At 71.9% G+C, this 5871-nt stretch carries 6 protein-coding genes; 1 reads left to right on the plus strand and 5 read right to left on the minus strand.

Annotated elements, in window-relative coordinates; genetic code table 11:
- Positions 1–138 precede the first annotated feature (138 nt).
- The 3 genes from ACZ6KY_RS41940 to ACZ6KY_RS41950 form a co-directional block, all read right to left on the minus strand.
- On the minus strand, positions 139–888 hold the full coding sequence (locus ACZ6KY_RS41940; protein ID WP_469315503.1) for a DUF6227 family protein: 750 nt from the start codon (positions 886–888) through the stop codon (positions 139–141).
- A gap of 397 nt (positions 889–1285) precedes the next feature.
- The gene (locus tag ACZ6KY_RS41945) at positions 1286–2344 is read right to left on the minus strand and encodes a P1 family peptidase (RefSeq protein ID WP_469315504.1); all 1059 of its coding nucleotides are present in this window, start codon (positions 2342–2344) and stop codon (positions 1286–1288) included.
- Positions 2345–2457: 113 nt separating this feature from the next.
- On the minus strand, positions 2458–3693 hold the full coding sequence (locus tag ACZ6KY_RS41950; protein ID WP_469315505.1) for a low temperature requirement protein A: 1236 nt from the start codon (positions 3691–3693) through the stop codon (positions 2458–2460).
- Between the two features lie 280 nt (positions 3694–3973).
- Between ACZ6KY_RS41950 and ACZ6KY_RS41955 the strand changes: the two genes are divergently transcribed.
- Positions 3974–4156, plus strand: coding sequence for a hypothetical protein (locus ACZ6KY_RS41955; protein WP_451808015.1), 183 nt, complete (start codon positions 3974–3976; stop codon positions 4154–4156).
- A gap of 202 nt (positions 4157–4358) precedes the next feature.
- Here ACZ6KY_RS41955 and mscL read toward each other — a convergent pair whose 3' ends face one another.
- Both mscL and ACZ6KY_RS41965 read right to left on the minus strand, forming a co-directional pair.
- Positions 4359–4829, minus strand: a complete 471-nt coding sequence (mscL, locus tag ACZ6KY_RS41960; RefSeq protein ID WP_469315506.1) for a large conductance mechanosensitive channel protein MscL — start codon at positions 4827–4829, stop codon at positions 4359–4361.
- A 114-nt stretch (positions 4830–4943) separates the two neighbouring features.
- Entirely contained in the window at positions 4944–5510 is a 567-nt protein-coding gene (locus tag ACZ6KY_RS41965; protein ID WP_469315507.1) for a hypothetical protein, read from the minus strand.
- Positions 5511–5871 lie beyond the last annotated feature (361 nt).

Consider the following 5871-nt stretch of genomic DNA (forward strand, 5'->3'; position numbering starts at 1 on the left):
GGCTAGGTGTAGCTCCCCCGACCTCCCCCTCCCCAACCAAATCCGGCACCCGCCCCCCCCACAACCGCCCTGGGGCAACACACCCCCCCCCCCCCCCCCCCCCCCCCCCCCCCCCCCCCCCCCCCCCCCCTTCCGGTTTCAGCCCAGTCGTGCCGCGCGTCGTTCCATCGCGTCCCGGGCCGCGTCCTCCGTCGCGTACACCTCGCACATGTGCCGCCGGTCGGGCGTCGCCGTGTGCTCGACCTCCCACAGGGAGATCTCCTGTCCGTCGCGCAGCAGGAACGCGTGCTCGTAGAGCGAGAAGCACAGCCCCGCCTGACCGGCGCGGCAGGGGCGTCCGAAGGCCTGGGTGATCTGGTGCGCGAACGCCTCCCGGAGCAGGAGGGTCGTGAGGTCGGTGTCCGGCCGGTCCGGATTCTCCGCGCGCCGCAGGAGCCGGCGCGCGTGATCGGCGGAGTCGTCGGGCACGTAGGTGTGACGCGGCTCGGGGATCGACGACAACTGCACGAACACGGGCAGCTCGAAGTCCGGCGCGTCCGGCGGGAGCGGGAGCCGGGCCGTGGCGGCGCGCAACTCCTCCTCGTCGACGTAGACCTCGTGCTGCGCTTCGCGGCCGGTCGCCGTGTTGTGCACGAGCTCCCACAGCGTGACGGCGGAACCGTCGGCGAGCAGCCATGTGTGCCTGTACGTCTCCCGGTGCAGCCCCGCGCTGTGGTGCGCGGAGTGCAGCGAGCTGTCGTGCGCCAGCGCGCAGTCGAGTCGCCGTATCGCCTCGTCGGGCAGCTCGAACGAGTTCAGGGTGCGGCCCAGAAGTCGTGCGAGATGCTCCTCCGGAGACTCGGGCGACTCGGGTGGTTCGTACGCTGCCGTCTCGTACGGAACGCTCAAGGTTTCTCCCGGCGTTGCTGCATGTCACCTTGTGGGTGCATACCGTAGCCCCTCGGTCGGACATCATGTCCGCGAACCGAGAAAACGTGCGGACGGAAAACGGACGGGCCGCGCGGTGAGTTCCCGCGCCGCTCGCAACGACGTCAAAAGGCCCTCGTCAGACGGCACTTCCCGCGGCCCGCGCGCTCCACGAAAGGTTCCAGCCGCGCACCACATTGTCCGGCACGACGGCCTTGCCGGACCAGTTCCCGACCGCTACGACGTCCCCGACGAGCGAGTCGTGATCCGCTCCGACGCGCGGAGAGCGGGCACGGGCGGCGAGACAACGGTTTCCCACCCGTCGCCCGAGCCGAACGCCCTAACCCGAGCCGAACACTCTCACCCAGCCGGACACCGGTCACGTGAGTGAACCGGTGTGTTCGCCCAACTGGCCTTCCTCGTAAAGCTCTTCGTACGACGGCCACGCCCCGCCCGGCCCGTCCACCGACTCCGCGGCGCGTACGGCACGCACGATCGCGCGCGTCACCAGGTCCGCGCCCGCCGCGAGGATCTCGTTGAGCGCCAGGGGATTCCCGGCGGCGAGCTGCCGCACGCCCGTGGCCAGCGCGAACACCGCGTCCCCGTCGTTCAGCAGATGCACCGGCCGCACGGCGCGCGCGATCCCGTCGTGCGCGGTCCCCGCGAGCTTCTGCGCCTGCGCCCGCGTCAGATCGGCGTCGGTGGCGACCACGGCGAGCGTGGTGTTCAACGGCGGCGGCGCGTTCCTCGCGGCGGCCTCCGCGAGCCGCAGCCGGGCGGCCTCGCGCACCGGAGCGGACGGACACGCCGTCCGTCCTCGCGTCAACTCCCCGTACAGCGCCCCCGTTTCCGGTTCCACGACAGAACCCGCCGCGTTGGCCACCACCAGCGCGGCCACCGTGATGCCCGACTCCAGTACGGCGCTCGCCGTCCCGACCCCGCCCTTGAGCTGCCCGACCACCGCCCCGGTGCCGGCGCCCACGCCTCCCTCGCGCACCGGCGCGCCCAGCGCACTCGCGTCGGCCGCCTCGACCGCGGCGCGTCCGGTGGCGGCGTCCGGCCGTGACCGGAAAACGCCACCACGCCCGAGATCGAAGACACAGGCGGCGGGCACGACGGGCACGACGTGCGCCGGGTCCGGACCCACCCGCACTCCGCGGCCCCGCTCCTCCAGCCACGCCATCACACCCGACGCCGAGTCCAGCCCGTACGCGCTGCCGCCGGTCAGCACGACCGCCTCGATCCTCTGCACGAGGTTGCGCGGATCGAGCGCGTCCGTCTCCTTGGTGCCGGGCCCGCCGCCGCGTACGTCCACGGCGGCGATCACCCCTCCCTCGGGAGCGAGCACCACCGTCGTCCCCGTGAGCCAACCGTCCCCGGTGCGCGTCGCGTGTCCCACCCGCAGGCCCGCGACATCTGTCAGAGCGTCAACTGTCATGCGCCCAGTGTTCCCCGGCCGCGGACCCCGGCAGCGACAGCCGTACGACCGACCCGGGGCCGCGCGTCGGCCCAGACGGTGCGCCGCCCCTCCCGCGCGCCCGTGTCGTCTCCCTACGCGCCTCTTGCCGCGCCACCCGCGGCTTCCCGCGTCACCATCTGCGTCCTCATCACCACCCCGACCGCCACGGCCAGTGCCGAGACGATGCCCGCGGCGAGTACGGCCCAGTCGCCCAGGAAGGTGCACAGGATCACGAGCAGCGCGGTGGTCGGCAGAACGAGCTGCTGGGCGATGCCGACCTTGAAGTGCCGGGAGTGCAGTGCCCAGACGGCGAGGAAGTACAGCGCGGTCGGCAGCGTCACCGCGGCGGACGCCGAGAGCGCCGAGATGTGCGCGGTGCCGACCGTCTGCTCCACCGCGACCTCCAGACCCGCACCGATCGCGGCGGCCGAGGCGAAGATCAGATAGTGGCCGTACCCCCACAGGAAGGCCTGCCCGCTGGACCGCAGATGCCCGTGGATCGGCACCGCGAAGTAGATCCACCAGGCGGAGAACACGATCAGCAGCCCGCCCGCGGCGATGGGCAGCAGCTCGCCCAGCGCGTCGTGCTCGTCGACGGCCGACTTGACCGCGACGGTGGCCGCGGCGATCGTCTCGCCCAGCACGATGATCGTGAACAGTCCGTACCGCTCGGAGATGTGGTGCGGATGCCAGGACGTGGTGAAGTCCTTCTCCGCGAACACCGGGACGCACAGCTCGGCGAGCGCCACCACCAGGAACACCCACGGGCGGGCCGGCTCCGGCGCGAACAGCAGGCCGAGCCAGCCGACCTGGCACAGCAGTACGCCGCCCGCGTACCGCAGCGCCATGGTTCTCTCGGCCCCCTCGGTGGACCGCGCCACCCGCAGCCACTGCGCGATCATCGCGAACCGCATGATCACGTAGCCCAGCCAGACGACCAGGAAGTCGTGGCTCTCGAACGCTTTGGACACCCCGGCCGCGAGCACCAGGACACCCGCGATCTGCACCAGCGTGACGATCCGATAGAGAACATCGTCATTGTCGTAAGCCGACGCAAACCAACTGAAATTCATCCAAGCCCACCAAATGGCGAAGAAGATCATCGCGTAGTCGAGGATGCCCTCACCCGCGTGCCCTTCCGCCACGGCGTGCACCAGCTCTGCGCCCGCCTGGGCGATGGCCACCACGAAACACAGGTCGAACAGGAGTTCCAGCGGCGACGCGACCCGGTGCGCCTCGCCGCGGCCGCGGGCGGTCATTCTGCGCAGCGGCCGGCGGCCCGCGGGCCGTGGTGTCGCGGCGGATTCCGGAGTGGGACGGGACGTCATACGGTCAAGCACAGCAGAAAAGTCCCGCGAATTCTTGTGAATGCGTTCACAAGCATGCCTGGGGTCCCATGCTCGACGGGATGCCAGGTCAGAGGCGTCACGGGAATCCGAACCCGCCGGGCCGGAGGGCCTTCGGCGCTGCCCGCGGCGACCCGGTGCCGGGTCCCTCATGAAGGCCCCGGGCCGCCCACCGGCTCCTGGTGGTCGCGCGTCCGCCGTGGCGGCGAGGCGGCCCGCCGGACCGGGGTGGGCCGTCAGGCCCGCGGCGTACCCTTGGGGCATGAGTCCCGCCCCCGCCCCCGAACCGCGCGATCCGAAGCCGGCACTGGTCTTCGACGATCCGTTGAGCCAGCAGTCCTCGGACGATACGGACCGCGGGTGGGGTGAGCGGGCCGACAGCACCGGTGACAGTGCCGCCGACCTCAAGCGCTTCCTCGACGAGAAGCCGCCCCACCACCTCTGAGCCCGGCCCCCGGATTCACGGCTCCTGGATCCCAGGCCCCCGGTCCCGTGACCTCTGAAATCCCGGTTCCTGGGATCCGGCCCCCCGGTCTCCTGACCCTTGGATTCCAGGCCCCCGGCCCCGTGGCCCCTGGATTCCAGGCCCCCGGTCTCCCGGCGTCGGCGTCCCCCGAGATTCCGGGCGTGCGCCCACAGCTTCGCCGTCAGTACTCGCGGCGTCCCGGACCGCGCTGGGCGACCAGTGCGTCGCGGATCTCCTTCAGCACCTCCAGCTCGGACACCTCGATGACCTCGCGCATGCCTTCCTTCGCCTTCTGGCGCGCCGCCTGCCGGGCCAGGAACTTGGCCATCGGCATGACCATCAGGAAGTAGACGACGGCGGCGGTGATCACGAAGCTGAGCGTGGCGCCCAGCACCGAGCCCCACATGAGGCGGATGCCCGTGGCGGTTGCTCCGCTGCCGTGGCAGGGGTTCTTCAGGCAGGAGCTGTAGCTGTCGAGGTTCTTCGTACCGACAGCACCGACCAGCGGGTTGATGATGCCCTTCACCACGGAGTTGACGATGTTGGTGAAGGCCGCGCCGATGACCACGGCGACGGCCAGGTCGATGACGTTGCCACGCATCAGAAAGGCCCTGAAGCCCTCCCACACGCCGGGCTGCTTGTTTTCGCTCACTAGGAGGCCCCTCCGCACAGGTTGTGGAACAAACAGCTCCGCAACCTACGGCAGGGCGTGCCGGGCCCATCCAACTGGGTAGCTCGATCGAGGGACTTGACACGGTTTCGTCACTCATCGCAGCGTCACCGCCAGCCGTGATGTGGTGCCGGCACCGGCCAGCCGTGCGGCCGTCGTGCGTGGGACGGAGAGGACGACCAGCGCTCCGGTGTCGGTGGCGCCGACGTCCGGAACCCCGGTGACCCGCGCCCCGTTCGCGACCACCCGCACCTTGCCGTCGCTGTCCGCGGCGACCACATCGACCCGGTCGCCGGGACGCAACAGGCTCACCGTGGCGCCGTCCGCGATCCGTACCGGCGCCCTCACCGTCTCGCCCGCGCCCGGCCCGCGCCCGGACGCGGAAGTAGAAGCAGAGGAGGCGGAGGTGGATGCGGACGCGGATGCGGCAGGGGGTGCGGTCGCCGGATGGCCGCGCGCCCGCTCGGTGTCACCCGGGCCGGCCGCCACGAGGGCCGCCGCCGTCATCGCCAGGCAGGCGGCGACCGTCCGCCTCCTGTGCCGTGCGAGGAGCCGCGGCCGATACCGTCCGCCCCGCACACGGACGGGCGCGAACTGCGGCACCTCGCAGGTCGGAGGCGCGTCCGCGCCGGGCGGGCGGACGAGGGGAGAGGGCTGTGCCATGGTGACCACCACCTGCGACGAGGGATCGGCTTGCGATCCCACGATGAGGTCTCGCGGCGAAGCTCGCTGGAGCCCGTGGATCACCGAGGGGTTGTGGACAACTCCCTCACTCGAACGGGAGGTTCCGCCCGCGTTCGGGCCTGAGGATCCCCGCCGTCATGACGGCGGGGGCCGGGGCGACGGCGAAGGCCACCGAGATGGTGAGGACCACCGCGGCGGCAGGGCCACGGTGACCGCCCGGCGGCCCAGGTAGCCTGCCGCCTGCCGCCTGCCGCCTGCCGCCTGCCGCCTGCCGCCTGCCGCCTGCCGCCTGCCGCCTGCCGCCTGCCGCCTGCCGCCTGCCGCCTGCCGCCTGCCGCCT

This window comes from Streptomyces sp. NPDC042002 (assembly GCF_055588305.1).